Source organism: Bradyrhizobium sp. LB11.1 (assembly GCF_040549385.1).
Classification (GTDB): Bacteria; Pseudomonadota; Alphaproteobacteria; order Rhizobiales; family Xanthobacteraceae; genus Bradyrhizobium.
The window spans coordinates 156,144-171,942 of record NZ_JBEPTH010000013.1; the positions used below are offsets into that span (position 1 = coordinate 156,144).

Sequence of the window (15,799 nt, forward strand, 5' to 3'; positions counted from 1 at the left end):
CTTATGCGCCGATCAGTCGATGATCTTGACGACGCGGCGCGTGCGCGGCTCGACGATCACGCGGCGATCGTTCACGACCGCATAGCGATACTCGGTGTAGTTCGGCACCGGGCGCAGCACCACCGTCGGGGGCAGCGGCTCGCCCACAACGACGCGTTCCTGAACCACGACGGAATCATCGCGCGGGATGCCGCCGAGGATCGCATTCGGAATTTCGAGGCCAGCGCCGACCGCCGCACCGACGGTGCCGCCCACCATCGCCCCGACCGGACCGCCGATATCGCCGCCCGCGCGTGCGCCGTTCCTGGCGCCCTGTTCGGTCGTCGACTGGGCAAAGGCTGCGCTCGACGCCAGCAGCGACGCGGCAACCAACGAAATCGCAAGACGGGTCTTCATGTCCACACTCTCCAGTGTTTGTTGATGCGCCTTCAACCGCGGGGCTGGAGCATTGTTCCGGTTCCCCCGAGGCGAAAGACGCGTCAAATTCGGAGAGTGTTACGGCGTAACAGTTCAGGCCGCGGCGATCTCGTGGCCCGCCATCAGTTCCAGCGCCCGCACCATCGCCGAATGATCCCAGCCCTTGCCGCCATGCGCGGTGCAGGATGAAAACAATTGCTGCGCCACCGCCGTGCTCGGCAGCGACAGGCCGAGCGCGCGCGCCCCCTCGAGAGCAAGATTGAGATCCTTCTGGTGCAGCTCGATGCGGAAGCCCGGATCGAAATTGCGCTTCACCATGCGTTCGCCATGCACTTCGAGAATCCGCGACGAGGCAAAGCCGCCCATCAGCGCCTTGCGCACCAGCGCGGGATCGGCACCGGCCTTGGACGCGAACAGCAGCGCCTCGCTCACCGCCTCGATCGTCAGCGCGACAATGATCTGGTTGGCGACCTTCGTGGTCTGGCCATCGCCATTAGCGCCGACATGCGTAACGTTCTTGCCCATCCTGTCGAAGATCGGCTTCATGGTGCCAAAGGCCCGCTCCGGCCCGCCGACCATGATGGTGAGGCTCGCGGCCTTGGCACCGACCTCGCCGCCCGACACCGGTGCGTCGAGATAGTCCGCTCCCAGCGCCTCGATCTTCTTCGCGAACTCCTTGGTTGCCAGCGGCGAGATCGAACTCATGTCGACCACGATCTTGCCCTTGGAGATACCGCCCGCCACGCCGTCCTTGCCGAACAGTACGGCTTCGACATGCGGCGTATCTGGCACCATGATGATGACGGCATCCGCCTCCTCCGCCACTTCCTTCGCAGACTTGCAGGCGATACCGCCGGCCGCGATCAACTCGGGCGCGACCGGCGCCACATCATGCAGGAGAACGCGATGGCCCGCCGCCAGGAGATGGCCGGCCATCGGCCGTCCCATGGTGCCAAGTCCGATGAAGCCGATGTCGATCATGTCTGATTTTCTTTCAGATGATTGGCGAAATTTTATCAACGCGCTCGGTGCACCTCTCCCGCTTGCGGGAGAGGTCGGCACGGAGTGCCGGGTGAGGGTTCTATCCGCCCGGGGATTTTCTACGCACGAGTCCCATTGCGGAGACACCCTCACCCCCGCCCTCTCCCGCAAGCGGGAGAGGGAGCGCACCGCCTCAGTGTCTTCCTCACGTCTCAAACGTCTGGGCGGCGTGCCAGGACAGGCCTTCCAGCGTCGTGGTGCGCGGCTTGTATTCGCAGCCGATCCAGCCGCGATAGCCGATCGCGTCGAGATGGCGGAACAGGAAGGGATAGTTGATCTCGCCGGTGCCGGGCTCGTTGCGGCCGGGATTGTCGGCGAGCTGGATGTGCGCGATCTGCGGCAGATATTCCTGCATGGTGCGGGCGAGATCGCCCTCCATGATCTGCATGTGATAGATGTCGTACTGGACGAACAAATTGTTCGACCGCACCTCGGAGATCAGCTGCACCGCCTGCTCGGTGCCGTTGAGGAAGAAGCCGGGAATGTCGAGCGTATTGATCGGCTCGACCAGCAGCTTGATGTTCTCCCGCGCCAGCGTCGAGGCGGCAAAGCGCAGGTTGCCGACCAGCGTCTCCTGAAGCTCGCGCGGATCGGCATCCACCGGCGCGATGCCGACAAGGCAGTTCAACTGCGCGCAATCGAGCGCCTTGGCGTAGTCGATGGCGCGGAACACGCCGTCGCGGAATTCGGCCACACGATCGGGCATGATCGCGATGCCGCGCTCGCCGCCGGCCCAGTTGCCGGCGGGCAGATTGTGCAGCACCTGGGTCAGCCCGTGAGCCTCGAGCTGTTCGCGCAAAAGTGCCTTGTCGAACTCATAGGGGAAGAGATATTCGACCCCGGCAAAACCCGCCGCCTTCGCAGCAGTGAAGCGGTCGATAAACGGCATCTCGTTGAAGAGCATGGTGAGGTTGGCGGCGAATTTCGGCATGATGCTGTCCCTTATTCTGCCGGCTGCAACACGCCGGGCCTGATGGTCCCGACCTCGTCGAGCGGCAGGTCCAGCACCTCCTCGAACTCGACGATGTTGTCGATCTCCGTCCCCATCGCGATGTTGGTGACGCGCTCGAGGATGAACTCGACCACCACGGGCACGCGATGCTTGGCCATCAATTCGCGCGCCGTGGCAAACGCTGTCTGCGTGTCCTTGGGGTCGGTGACGCGGATCGCCTTGCAACCAAGGCCTTCGGCGACCGCGACATGATCGACACCGTAACCATTGAGCTCCGGCGCGTTGACGTTCTCGAAAGAAAGCTGGACGTGATAGTCCATGTCAAAGCCACGCTGGGCCTGGCGGATCAGGCCGAGATAGGAATTGTTCACGACGACGTGGATGTAGGGCAGATTGAACTGCGCGCCGACCGCGAGCTCCTCGATCAGGAACTGGAAGTCGTAGTCGCCCGACAGCGCGACGATGTCGCGATCCGGACACGCCGCACGCACGCCAAGTGCTGCCGGCAGCGTCCACCCGAGCGGCCCCGCCTGCCCGGCATTGATCCAGTTGCGCGGCTTGTAGACGCCGAGGAACTGCGCACCGGCGATCTGCGACAGGCCGATCACGGTGACATAAGTCGTGTCGCGACCGAACGCCTTGTTCATTTCCTCGTAGACGCGCTGCGGCTTGATCGGCACGTTGTCGAAATGGCTCTTGCGCAGCATCGACTTCTTGCGGTCGCGGCAGGCCGCGGGCCACGCCTGGCGCTCGCGGAGCCTGCCGGACCGTCTCCACTCCCTGGCGACGGTGACGAAGAGCTCGAGCGCGGCCTTCGCGTCCGAGACGATACCGAGATCGGGATTGAACACGCGCCCGATCTGGGTAGGCTCGATGTCGACGTGCACGAAGGTGCGGCCCTTGGTGTAGGTCTCAACCGAGCCGGTGTGACGATTGGCCCAGCGATTGCCGATGCCGAGCACGAAGTCCGACTCCAGCATCGTGGCGTTGCCGTAGCGGTGGCTGGTCTGAAGGCCGACCATGCCGGCCATCAGCACGTGATCGTCGGGGATCGCGCCCCACCCCATCAGCGTCGGCACGACCGGCACGTTGGCGATCTCGGCGAACTCCACCAGCAGATCCGAGGCATCGGCATTGATGATGCCACCACCCGCCACGATCAGCGGCCGCTCGGCCGCGTTGAGCATCTCCAGCGCCTTCTCGACCTGCTTTCGCGACGCAGTCGGCTTGTAGACGGGCAACGGCTCATAGGTCTCGTCGTCGAACTCGATCTCGGCGAGCTGCACGTCGAGCGGCATGTCGATCAGCACGGGCCCCGGCCGGCCCGACCGCATCACATGAAACGCCTGGCTGAACACGCGCGGCACCAGCGCCGGCTCGCGCACGGTCACCGCCCATTTGGTCACCGGCTTTGCGATCGACTCGATGTCGACGGCCTGGAAATCCTCCTTGTAGAGCCGCGCCCGCGGCGCCTGGCCGGTAATGCAGAGGATCGGGATGGAATCGGCGATCGCCGAATAAAGCCCGGTGATCATGTCGGTGCCGGCCGGCCCGGACGTGCCGATGCAGACGCCGATATTGCCGGCCTTCGCCCGCGTGTAGCCCTCGGCCATATGCGAGGCGCCCTCGACATGGCGTGCCAGGATGTGGCGGATCGAGCCTCGCTTCTTCAGCGCCGAGTAAAGCGGATTGATCGCGGCTCCCGGAACGCCAAAGGCAGTCGAAATGCCTTCCTTCTCAAGGATGCGCACGGCCGCATCGATAGCTCGCATCTTCGCCATATCGGTCCTCGCTCGGTTTAATTCAGCGAGCGTGATCATCGGGTGCGGAGGATGCGATCTCAACGAAATCGATTTTATTTTCCACGATGCGGCAGCCGTGGAAAAATCAGGGTCCTCTCAAGCAGTTAGATCAAGAAATACATGAAAGCAGATCACTCGAACAGCAGCGCGAGCTCCATCTGCGGCACCAGCACGAGGCCCTTGTCGGTGATGCGAATTTCCGGAATGACCGATAGCGGAATCAAATTGAAGCCCATGTAGGGGATGGTGCAGCCGGCCTTCGCCCATTCCTTCTTCAGCACCTTGACCTCTTCGGCTACCTCGGTGACGCGCTTGTCCGACAGCAACCCCGCGATCGGCAGCGGGACAAGCGCTCTCACCTCCCCGTCGGCAACGACGCAGACGCCGCCCTGCTGCTCCTTGATGGCTGCGATCGCCACCTGCATATCAGGCTCGTTGGTTCCGGCGACGATGATGTTGTGGCTGTCATGCCCGACGCTGGAGGCAACCGCGCCGCGTTTCAGGCCAAAGTCCTTGAGCAGGCCATAGGCGACGTTGCCGGCCGATTTGCCGTGACGCTCGACCACGGTGACGAAGCACAGGCCGTAGCGCGCGAACAGCGCCGGCCAGTCCTTGGCCGGCTCGATCGCGACCTTTTCATGGATCAGCGTGATGCCTGGCAGTGCGGTCTTGATCGCGTTGACGATGCAGGCCTTCTTCGGGAGCTCCGGCGTCAGCTTGAGCCTCTCCGGCAGTTTTACCGTGACATAGGCCGTGTCAGGATATTGATAGCGCTGCGACAGCGCCCGATCGAGAAGCGGCGTGATCTTGCGGTTCTCGACGACCAGTTCGCCACCATACCAGGTTGATTGCGGCTTGAGCTGATCGTCCATCAGCACCAGATCGGCGCGACGGCCGCCACCGAGCCCGCCGATGTCGCCCTCCATGCCGAAGCGCGTGGCACCATGCAGCGAGCCCATCGACCAGGCCTGCTCCGGCGACATCCCCGCCTTCACCGCCTCACGCACCACCCAATCGAGGCCGAACAGCAGGAGGTCGTCGGCGTCACGGTCGTCGGTGCATACGGCGGTGCGCTTGTGCGACGCGCCAAGCTCGGTGATGGTGCGGATCGCCTGCGGCAGCGAATGCCAGGGCGTCGTCGGCGGCCCGCCGCGGAGGAAGATCCAAACACCGGCGTCGAGCAGATCGTCGGCGATGTCGCGATCGATCGCCTCATGCGTGTCGGTGACGCCGCTCGCCGCATAGGCCGCGACGAATTCGCGCCCGTAGACATGGCCGGAGACCGGCCGTCCGCGCTTCAAAGCGGCGGCAAGGATCGCATGGCTGCGTTCGTCGCCCATGGTGACCGGCACGAAATCCATCTTCTCGCCGAGCCCCACGGCTTCCGGCCAGCGATCGAACAGGCCGGCAATCTTGTCCGGCGTGAGGTCGCCGCCGGCGGTCTCCAGTGCGGCCGAGGTTGCCGGCACGGTCGACGGCACCGTCAAAAAGATCGAGAGCGGCGCTTCGCGCGCGTCTTCCAGCATCGCCTCGACGCCGGCGACGTCCATGACATTGCCGATCTCGTGGCTGTCGCAAAGGATCGTGGTGGTGCCGTTCAGCAGCGCGGCCTCCGCATAGGCGCAGGCCGTCACCATCGAGGATTCGATGTGGATGTGCGGATCGACCAGCCCCGGCGCGATGATAGCACCGGCGGCGTCATGGAGCGGCACGTCGCTCCATGCTTTCTTCGCTGCGCCGGCCGCTTTCACTGCGGCGATGCGGCCACCGGTGATCCAGACCTCCCGTCCCGGATGGATCCGCTCCGAATAGGTCGAGAGCACGCGTGCTCCCGTTATGACGAGGTCGGGCGCGACGCGCGCGGAGGCGACATCGGCGAGACGGCGCGTCATCGCGTGCAGCGGCGCGACGGTGAAGCGGGTGAGTTTGGACATCGGAACCCTCGCTTGGCTTTACGGCCGAGCGATGGTTACGCCATGCGCCAAGCCGGGCAAGCTCAAATATAACGGCACGCCCTGCTTACGCCTTAGGCGGCGAGCCGCCTGCCGTCCCTGACTTCGCGGGCCTGCGCGAGCTCCGCGTCCTCAGCGGTGGTGCGGCAGCCGGCTTGACCCGAATCCGCATGGACCGTCCTTTTGACTCATCGATCTCGAACGAATTTGTCTTTCGCACGAGGTCGCTCAGCTTGCGGAAGCCAAAAGTCCTCGGATCGAAATCGGAAGCCAAATTGGCGAGCTGCTGCCCGACCTCTCCAAGCGTAACCCAGCCATCTTCGCTCTCCATCTGGGTGATGACCTTCTTGATGATAGGCGTCGCGGCATCGTGCGGCTGAAGCGGCGTTGACCTCGACCCGGCGCCTTGGGTGTTCCCTGTGCCGGACAGCAGGTTCTCTGTGTAAACGAACCGTCGGCAAGCCTGCCTGAAACTCTCTGGAGTCTTGTGCTCGCCAAACCCAAAGACATCGACGCCCTGTTCCCGGATGCGCGCCGCAAGACGAGTAAAGTCGCTGTCCGAAGACACCAGGCAGAAGCCATCGAACCGGCCGCTGTGAAGCAGGTCCATTGCATCGATGACCAAGGTTATGTCTGAGGCATTCTTCCCCGTCGTATAGGCGAACTGCTGCTGCGGGATGATAGCATGCTTCGACAAGATATCGGCCCAGCCCCTCGATCGCGCATTGGAGAAGTCGCCATAGATGCGGCGAACGCTGGCCTCGCCGATCTTGGCAATCTCCTCGAACAGTCCGTCCGCGATCTTCGCAGAAGCGTTGTCGGCATCGATCAGGACGGCGAGACGGGGCGAACGGAGCTCAGCAGGCATGATATTCCCCAAAAGGTCGCGACAACGGTGGACGGATATACCGATGTCGGGGCGCTTGCCGCCAGAGCTGATTCTTCTGAAGACGGCACCAAGGAGCGCAAACCTGGCTCAATCCGCCTTAATCGCCGGCGTCACGCCCCCGAGCGCTGCGGTGAGCTCTGCTGCCACCTCCCGCACGACGCGACCGATTTCCGGCAACCGCCCATCGGTGATGCGGCTGGTCATGCCTGATACGGAGATCGCGGCGAGCGGCTCGGCGAGCGCGTTATAGACGACCGCCGCGACGCAGCGCAGACCGATCTCCGCCTCCTCGTCGTCGACCGCAAAGCCCTGCTTGCGGACCCTCGCAAGCTCTTTAAAGAGGTCTCCCGGTCGCACGATCGATTTTTCCGTCAGCCTGGGCATGCCGTGATGGCGGATGACGGCGCCGACATCCTCATCGGAATAGGTCGCGAGCACGGCCTTGCCGACGCCTGAAGTTACCATCGCGACGCGACCGCCAACCTTGGTCAGCGAGCGCATGATCTCGCGGCTCTCCATGCGGGTCAACACGATGATGAACTCGTCGTCGACGACCGCAAGATTGGCGGTCTCGCGGGTGAGATCGCGCAGCTTGCGCAGGTAAGGAATCGCCTGCGCAGTGAAATTGCGCCGTCGCGCAAAGCTCGCGCCCACCGTAAAGCTGCGCACGCCGACATGCCATTTGGATTCGGCGCGGTCGAACTGCACGAAGCGGCGGCTTTCCAGCGTCGCCAGCAGGCGGTGCACGGTCGAGGCCGACAGGCCTGTGCGGACGGCGAGATCGCTGAGGCGATAGCCCTCATCGTCCTCGGCTAAAGTCTCGAGGATCGACAGCGCGCGGTCGACGGACTGCACGCCGCCGTCACGATCGGCATCCGCAGCCGACCGTGTTTCGAGTGGTTTGCGCCGGATCATGGTCTTGCCCATCGCGACCTGACCGTTTTTACCTCTCCCCGCGAACGGGGAGAGGCAAGAGTCTTCGTCTCAGAGCAGCCCTGCCCCGCGCGCCCACTTGTACTTGGCGCCGAGCACCTCGACCGGCAGTTCGGTCGAATAGGCGTAGGCCGGGATGCCGTTTTGGTAGAGATATTCGGCGGCTTCCTCGACCTCGACGTCGCCGGCGAGCGAGGCGACGATCGGCTTCACAAACCCCTTCGCCTCCATCTCCTTCTTCACCTCGACCATGTTACGGGCGAACACCATCGGCGGCGTGACGATGGTGTGCCAGTAGCCAAGGATCAGCGAATGGATGCGCTCGTCCGACAGGCCGAGCTTCACCGTGTTGACGTAGGTAATCGGCGGCTCGCCGCCGGTGATATCCACAGGATTTCCGGCCGCACCAAACGGCGGGATGAATTTGCGGAAGGCCGCATCGAGATCCCGCGGCATCGCCATCAGCGACAGGCCGTTATCGACGCAGGAGTCCGACAGCAGCACGCCCGAGCCGCCAGCACCGGTGATGATCAGCACGTTCTCGCCCTTCGGCGTCGGCAGCACGGGCACGCCACGGGCGAATTCGAGCAGCTGACGCAAGCTGCGGGCGCGGATCACGCCGGATTGTGCCAGGACGTCCTCGTAGATCTTGTCGTTGCCGGCGAGCGCGCCGGTGTGCGACGAGGCCGCCTTGGCGCCGGCCGAGGTGCGGCCGGCCTTGAGCACGACGACCGGCTTCTTCTTGGAGACGCGCTTGGCGGCTTCCGCAAAGGCGCGACCGTCCTTGAGGTCTTCGCAGTGCTGCGCGATGATCGAGGTATTCGGGTCCTGCTCGAAGAAGGCGAGCAGATCGTCCTCGTCGATGTCAGACTTGTTGCCGAGGCCCACGATCGCAGAGACGCCCATTTTCGCCGAGCGCGAGAAGCCGATGATGGCCATGCCGATGCCGCCGGACTGCGACGATAGCGCCGCGGAGCCCTTGACATCGTAGGCGGTGCAGAAGGTCGCGCAGAGATTGGCGGGCGTATAATAGAAGCCGTAGATGTTCGGCCCCATCAGGCGGATGTCGTACTTCTTGCCGACCTCGACGATCTCGGCCTGAAGCTCCGGCGCACCGGCTTCGGCGAAGCCCGACGGGATCAGCACCGCACCCGGGATCTTCTTCTCGCCGCATTCGGTCAGCGCCGCGGCGACGAACTTCGCGGGGATTGCGAACACCGCCGTGTCGATCACGCCCGGTACGTCCTTGACGCTCTTGTAGGCTTTGTAACCGAGAATCTCGGAGGCCTTGGGGTGGATGGGATAGATGTCGCCCTTGTAGCCGCCATTGATGAGGTTCTTCATCACGGAGTTGCCGATCTTGCCGTCTTCGGCAGAGGCGCCGACCACGGCGACCGCTTTCGGCTGCATGATGCGGCTCATGGCAGCTACGATCTCTTGGGTCGGGCGCGGCTTCGGCTTGGGCACGTACGCGAAGTCGACGACGATACGCACGTCGGCCGCGATCGCGTCCTTGGCCGTCGCAAATACCGGGTTGAGGTCGAGCTCGACGATTTCGGGGAAATCGGTGACGAGCTGCGAGACCTTGACGATGACGTCGGCCAGCGCGGTGCGGTTCACCGGCTCGCCGCCGCGCACGCCCTTCAGAATCTCATGCGCCTGGATGCCATCGAGCATCGAGAGCGCGTCTTCCTTGGTCGCCGGCGCGAGGCGGAAAGTAATGTCCTTCAGCACTTCAACCAGCACGCCGCCGAGACCGAAGGCGACCAGCTTGCCGAACGAGCCGTCGGTGATCGAGCCGACGATGACCTCGGTGCCGCCGGCCAGCATCTGCTGTACCTGGATGCCCTCGATCTTGGCATCGGCCTTGTACTTCTTGGCGTTACCGAGAATGGTCTCGTAAGCCTTCTCGGCATCCTGCGCCGTCTTGACGCCGACGATGACGCCGCCGGCCTCGGTCTTGTGGAGTATGTCCGGCGAGACGATCTTCATCACCACCGGGAAGCCCATCGATGACGCCATTTTGCCGGCCTCGCCCGCCGACTTCGCCACGCCCTCTTTCGGCACCGCAATGCCGTAGGCGTCGCAGACCAGCTTGCCTTCCGGGGCGGTCAGGCTGGCGCGGTTGTCAGCCTTGACCTGGTCAAGGACCTTGCGGACGACATCTTTGGAATTGGACATATGGCTTCTCCCTTGACCTTCAGTTCTTGCTTTGCAAAGCGCGCGTCATGCGGCTGCCCGTGGTATTTGCCATCGCCGCGCTCTGTTCCGCGCTGCGGAACGGAGCGGCGAAATGCCTTGATGACTCCGCCAGCTTGGATCAAAAATGGCTAGCGATGGCATTTGGTATGCCAGAAGCCAACTTGTCAAGTCAGAGCACCACTTACAACGCCGCAAAAAATAGCCAGCTTGACATTCTGGTATTTGGTATGCCAAAAACTTTCCGGTAAATATTCCTGTAAAAGACGACTCCCACCAGAGGAGAATCGTCGTGTCACTGCGGAAACCAACCAAGGCGTTGCCGAACATGGCCGAGGCAGACATCGCAATCGTTCGTATTGCCCCGGAGTCGAGCTTCAAGAACAAGGCGTATGACGCCTTGAAGGAAGCCATCCTCAAGATGGACATTTACTCGACGCCCGAGCCGGTGATGCTCGACGAGCGCGCGTTGTCCGAACGACTGGGTGTCAGCCGCACGCCGATCCGCGAAGCCATCGCAATGCTCGAGCAGGATGGTTTCGTGAAAACCGTGCCGCGCCGCGGCATCATGGTGGTGCGCAGGACCAAGAGCGAGATCGTCGACATGATCCGCGCCTGGGCGGCGCTGGAGAGCATGGCGGCGCGCCTCATCACCACCACCGCCCGCAAGAAAGACATCACGGCGCTGCGCGACTTCTTCAAGGATTTTGGCAAGGACCGCCTGCCCCAGGATCACGTCGAGGAATATTCGCGCGCCAACATCGCCTTCCACCAGGCGCTGATCTCGCTGTCGGAATCCTCGGTGCTGGTCGATCTCACCAACGACCTTCTGCTGCATGTGCGCGGCTATCGCCAGCTGACGATCGGCCGCAAGGACCGCACCGCGACGTCCCTGCCCGAGCATCTCGGCATGATCGAGGCGCTGGAAGCACGCGACACCGAGCTCGCCGAGAAGCGCGCCCGCGACCATACCCTTGGCCTTGCCGCTTACGTCGAAGCGCACGGTCAGGAACTCTTCACCTAGCAACGTTCACCAGAAGGGCGAAGCATTTCGCCCGCAAAGCCAAACGGCATCTTGAGACCAGGGAGACAAGGCCCATGCTGAACACCGCGACCAAGTCCGAAGCACCGGGCACCGAGCAGGAACTGACGGATGGCTTCCATCTCGTCATCGACGCGCTCAAGCTGAACGGCATCAACACCATCTATAATGTGCCGGGCATCCCGATCACGGATTTGGGCCGCATGGCGCAAGCCGCCGGCATTCGCATGATCTCGTTTCGCCACGAGCAGAACGCAGGTTATGCGGCAGGCATCGCAGGCTATCTCACCAAGAAGCCCGGCATCTGCCTCACCGTCTCGGCGCCCGGCTTCCTCAACGGTCTCACCGCGCTCGCGCACGCCACTACCAACTGCTACCCGATGATCCTGATCTCGGGCTCCTCCGAGCGCGAGATTGTCGATCTCCAGCAGGGCGACTACGAAGAGATGGATCAGCTGGCGATCGCAAAGCCGCTGTGCAAGGCGGCCTATCGCGTGCTGCACGCCCAGGACATCGGCATTGGTCTTGCCCGCGCCATCCGCGCCGCGGTCTCGGGCCGTCCGGGCGGCGTCTATCTCGACCTGCCGGCAAAGCTGTTCGGCCAGGTGATGAACGCGGAGGCCGGCCGGAAGTCGCTGGTCAAGGTGATCGACGCAGCACCCGCGCAGCTCCCCTCGCCCGCTTCCATCAAGCGCGCGCTCGACGTGCTCAAGGCCGCAAAGCGTCCGCTCATCATCCTCGGCAAGGGCGCGGCCTACGCGCAGGCCGACGAGGAGATCAAAAATTTCGTCGAGAAGAGCGGCGTTCCCTTCCTGCCGATGAGCATGGCCAAGGGTCTCCTCTCGGACACGCATCCGCAGTGCGCCGGCGCGGCCCGCTCGACGGTGCTGAAGGACTCCGACGTCGTGCTGCTGATCGGCGCGCGGCTGAACTGGCTGCTCTCGCACGGCAAGGGCAAGAGCTGGGGCGAGGCCCCGAAGAAGTTCATCCAGGTCGACATCGAGCCCAGGGAAATGGATTCCAACGTCGAGATTGTCGCGCCCGTCGTCGGCGACATCGGCTCGGTTGTCTCTGCCTTCAATCAGGCGATCGCTTCGGGCTGGACCGCCCCGCCCGCCGAATGGACCAAGGCCATCGTGACCAAGCGCGACGAGAACGTCGCCAAGATGGCGCCGAAGCTGATGAACAACAAATCGCCGATGGATTATCACGGCGCACTCGGCGTGCTGAAGAACGTCATCAAGGATCATCCCGAGGCGATCCTCGTCAACGAAGGCGCCAACACGCTCGACCTCGCCCGCGGCGTCATCGACATGTACAAGCCGCGCAAGCGTCTCGACGTCGGCACCTGGGGCGTGATGGGCATCGGCATGGGCCAGGCGATTGCGGCCGCGCTCGAGACCGGCCACCCCGTGCTCGCGGTGGAAGGCGACTCGGCCTTCGGCTTCTCCGGCATGGAGGTCGAGACCATCTGCCGCTACAATTTGCCGATCTGCATCGTCATCTTCAACAATGACGGCATCTATCGCGGCACCGACGTCAACAGCGTCAACGCCGATCCGGCGACAACGGTGTTCGTCAAGGGCGCGCGTTACGACAAGATGATGGAAGCCTTTGGCGGCGTCGGCGTGAACGCGACCTCGCCGGATGAACTGAAGCGCGCCGTCAGCGAGGCGATGGCCTCGGGCAAGCCGACGCTCATCAACGCGGTGATCGATCCGGCAGCCGGCTCTGAGAGCGGCCGCATCGGCAACCTCAATCCGCAGAGCGTTCTGCAGAAGAAGAAGTAAGTCCTCCCCTTCAACCTTTTATTCCCTGTGGTTCGCAGGGGCAGACAAAGTACGGAGCAACATCATGACAAAAGCGCTCGAAGGCGTTCGCATTCTCGACTTCACCCACGTTCAGTCCGGACCGACCTGCACGCAACTGCTCGCATGGTTCGGCGCCGACGTGATCAAGGTGGAACGCCCGGGCGTGGGTGACATCACCCGCGGCCAGCTGCAGGACATCCCGAACGTGGACAGCCTGTATTTCACCATGCTCAACCACAACAAGCGCTCGATCACGCTCGACACGAAGAACCCGAAGGGCAAGGAAGTCCTCACCGAGCTGATCAAGAAGTGCGACGTGCTGGTCGAGAACTTCGGCCCCGGCGTGCTCGACCGCATGGGTTTCCCCTGGGAGAAGATCCAGGCGATCAACCCGAAGATGATCGTCGCCTCGATCAAGGGCTTTGGTCCCGGACCGTACGAAGACTGCAAGGTCTATGAGAACGTCGCGCAGTGCACCGGCGGCGCCGCCTCCACCACCGGCTTCCGCGACGGCCTGCCGCTCGTCACCGGCGCGCAGATCGGCGACAGCGGTACCGGCCTGCATCTCGCCCTCGGCATCGTCACCGCGCTCTATCACCGCACCCATTCGGGCAAGGGCCAGAAGGTCACCGCCGCGATGCAGGACGGCGTGCTCAACCTCGCCCGCGTCAAGCTGCGTGACCAGCAGCGCCTCGCCCACGGTCCACTCAAGGAATACAGCCAGTTCGGCGAAGGCATTCCGTTCGGCGATGCCGTGCCGCGCGCCGGCAACGATTCCGGCGGTGGTCAGCCCGGCCGCATCCTGAAGTGCAAGGGTTTTGAGACCGATCCCAACGCCTACATCTACTTCATCACCCAGGCCCCGGTCTGGGAGAAGATCTGCGACGTGATCGGCGAGCCGACCTGGAAGACCGACCCGAACTATTCCAAGCCGGCGGCCCGCCTGCCGCGCCTGAACGAGATCTTCGGCCGCATCGAACAGTGGACGATGACGAAGACGAAGTTCGAGGCGATGGAGATCCTCAACAAGGACGACATCCCCTGCGGCCCGATCCTGTCGATGAAGGAGATCGCGGAAGACCAGTCGCTGCGCGCGACCGGCACCGTGGTCGAGGTCGATCACCCCACCCGCGGCAAGTACATCTCGGTCGGCAACCCGATCAAGCTGTCGGACTCTCCGAGTGACGTGCAGCGCTCCCCGCTGCTCGGCGAGCACACCGACGAGATCCTGCGCGCGGTGCTCGGCTTCAGCGACCACCAGGTCGCCGACATCCACAAGTCCGGCGCGCTCGACCCGCCGCAGAAGCAGGCCGCCGAGTAAGCGGGTCCGCCTCGACCAAGACAAAAGGGCCGCCCTTCGGGGCGGCCCTTTTTGCAAGAGCAAAGCCGTGCAATCATCGGCCCGAACTGAAAGTTGAAAAACAACCCCATGCACAGTAGCCAACCGTTGGCCTCAGAAAATTTCTGCTTATACGAATTTCCATTGACCCGTCGGCCAAAACAGAGGCATTATGCCATCATCCGATAACGTGGGCATTCTGTCCGGCACACCAACGAGATCCTGTGCAAACGCGCTCGGCTTGAGCGACGACTAAGTCGCCGAGATCGAGAAGTCTGGCGCTGCGCAGAACAAGCGATGGCCAGAGCGTGACCCGGAAAGCGCTCAGTGGCCTTCTGCGATCATCGGGCGTCAGAGTGCTTCCAGCCCGAGACGGCGGAACAATGTTCGATCTGCTTCGTCCTGCGGATTGCCCGCCGTCAGGAGTGTGTCGCCGACAAAGATCGAGTTTGCACCAGAAAAAAAGCACAGCGCCTGCATCTCGTCGGTCATCGCCGACCGCCCGGCCGAGAGCCGTACGAAGGAATCTGGCATCATGATGCGCGCGAGCGCGACGATGCGCACGAACTCGATCGGACCGATCGGCGGCGCCTTCGCCATCGGCGTTCCCGGAATCGGGATCAGCATGTTGATCGGCACGCTCTCCGGCGCTTCCGGGAGGCTGGCGAGCGTGACCAGCATGTCGACGCGGTCCTGTTCGCTCTCGCCCATGCCGAGGATCCCGCCGCAGCACACTTTCATGCCGGCCTCACGGACATGCTCCAGCGTATTGAGACGATCGTCGAATGTGCGGGTGGAGACGATGCTCGGATAATAGCGCTCCGAGGTATCGATATTGTGATTGTAGTAATCGAGCCCGGCCGCGCTCAGCCGGTCGGCCTGATCCCGGTCGAGCATGCCGAGCGTCATGCAGGTCTCGAGCCCGAGCTGCTTCACGGCGCCGACGACCTCGACAATGGCATCCATGTCACGCGGCTTCGGGTTACGCCATGCCGCCCCCATGCAATAGCGCGTCGCGCCGCTCTCCATCGCCTTGCGTGCCTCGGCAACGATCTTCTCGACCTCCATCAGCTTGGAGGCCGCAACGGATGTCGCGTGATGCGACGACTGGCTGCAATAACCGCAGTCCTCCGGACAACCGCCGGTCTTGATGTTCAAGAGCCGGCTCAACTGCACGCGATTGGGGTCAAAATGCTCGCGATGGACGGATTGTGCACGAAACAACAGATCGTTGAAGGGAAGCTGATAGACCGTCCAGGCGTCCTGGCTGGTCCATCCCGGAGCCTGTTTCCGAGGTCCCCGGGATTTTTCTTGTGAGGGAATGTTGGTCTCCCCTTCTCTCGTGCCGAGCATTTAGACATCTCCTGACAATGCGGCGGGACCATCGCTCCTTCGCGAGCTTCGCGCTGGCCGCAATGCCGA

At 63.3% G+C, this 15,799-nt stretch carries 13 protein-coding genes; 4 read left to right on the forward strand and 9 right to left on the reverse strand.

Annotation, left to right across the window (positions count from 1 at the left end; translation table 11 throughout):
• Window positions 1–12: 12 nt before the first annotated feature.
• The 8 genes from ABIA96_RS28620 to ABIA96_RS28655 form a co-directional block, all read right to left on the reverse strand.
• Window positions 13–396, reverse strand: coding sequence for a DUF1236 domain-containing protein (locus tag ABIA96_RS28620; RefSeq protein WP_354140383.1), 384 nt, complete (start codon window positions 394–396; stop codon window positions 13–15).
• Window positions 397–510: 114 nt separating this feature from the next.
• Entirely contained in the window at window positions 511–1,398 is an 888-nt protein-coding gene (locus ABIA96_RS28625; protein WP_354140384.1) for a 2-hydroxy-3-oxopropionate reductase, read from the reverse strand.
• A gap of 205 nt (window positions 1,399–1,603) precedes the next feature.
• Window positions 1,604–2,389: a hydroxypyruvate isomerase gene (gene hyi / locus ABIA96_RS28630; protein ID WP_354140385.1), complete on the reverse strand. Its 786-nt coding sequence runs from the start codon at window positions 2,387–2,389 to the stop codon at window positions 1,604–1,606.
• 11 nt (window positions 2,390–2,400) lie between these two features.
• Window positions 2,401–4,191: a glyoxylate carboligase gene (gene gcl / locus ABIA96_RS28635; protein ID WP_354140386.1), complete on the reverse strand. Its 1,791-nt coding sequence runs from the start codon at window positions 4,189–4,191 to the stop codon at window positions 2,401–2,403.
• A 152-nt stretch (window positions 4,192–4,343) separates the two neighbouring features.
• Entirely contained in the window at window positions 4,344–6,146 is a 1,803-nt protein-coding gene (locus ABIA96_RS28640) for an adenine deaminase C-terminal domain-containing protein (protein WP_354140387.1), read from the reverse strand.
• 85 nt (window positions 6,147–6,231) lie between these two features.
• Window positions 6,232–7,032 (reverse strand): NYN domain-containing protein, encoded by an 801-nt coding sequence (locus ABIA96_RS28645; RefSeq protein ID WP_354140388.1) that lies wholly within the window; start codon window positions 7,030–7,032, stop codon window positions 6,232–6,234.
• A gap of 108 nt (window positions 7,033–7,140) precedes the next feature.
• Window positions 7,141–7,980 (reverse strand): IclR family transcriptional regulator, encoded by an 840-nt coding sequence (locus ABIA96_RS28650; protein ID WP_354140389.1) that lies wholly within the window; start codon window positions 7,978–7,980, stop codon window positions 7,141–7,143.
• 57 nt (window positions 7,981–8,037) lie between these two features.
• Window positions 8,038–10,167 (reverse strand): acetate--CoA ligase family protein, encoded by a 2,130-nt coding sequence (locus ABIA96_RS28655; RefSeq protein WP_354140390.1) that lies wholly within the window; start codon window positions 10,165–10,167, stop codon window positions 8,038–8,040.
• Between the two features lie 47 nt (window positions 10,168–10,214).
• Here ABIA96_RS28655 and ABIA96_RS28660 point away from each other — a divergent pair, with 47 nt between their 5' ends.
• From ABIA96_RS28660 to frc, 4 genes are all read left to right on the forward strand, one after another.
• Window positions 10,215–10,436 carry a hypothetical protein gene (locus ABIA96_RS28660; protein WP_354140391.1) on the forward strand — a complete coding sequence of 74 codons (222 nt, stop codon included), beginning with the start codon at window positions 10,215–10,217 and terminating at the stop codon, window positions 10,434–10,436.
• Window positions 10,437–10,513: 77 nt separating this feature from the next.
• A complete protein-coding gene (locus tag ABIA96_RS28665) occupies window positions 10,514–11,209 on the forward strand; it encodes a GntR family transcriptional regulator (protein WP_354140426.1) in 696 nt (231 codons plus the stop codon).
• Window positions 11,210–11,283: 74 nt separating this feature from the next.
• Window positions 11,284–13,017 (forward strand): oxalyl-CoA decarboxylase, encoded by a 1,734-nt coding sequence (gene oxc / locus ABIA96_RS28670; protein ID WP_354140392.1) that lies wholly within the window; start codon window positions 11,284–11,286, stop codon window positions 13,015–13,017.
• Between the two features lie 64 nt (window positions 13,018–13,081).
• On the forward strand, window positions 13,082–14,359 hold the full coding sequence (gene frc / locus ABIA96_RS28675) for a formyl-CoA transferase (protein WP_354140393.1): 1,278 nt from the start codon (window positions 13,082–13,084) through the stop codon (window positions 14,357–14,359).
• Window positions 14,360–14,728: 369 nt separating this feature from the next.
• Here frc and bioB read toward each other — a convergent pair whose 3' ends face one another.
• The gene (gene bioB / locus ABIA96_RS28680) at window positions 14,729–15,730 is read right to left on the reverse strand and encodes a biotin synthase BioB (protein ID WP_354140394.1); all 1,002 of its coding nucleotides are present in this window, start codon (window positions 15,728–15,730) and stop codon (window positions 14,729–14,731) included.
• Window positions 15,731–15,799: the final 69 nt, after the last annotated feature.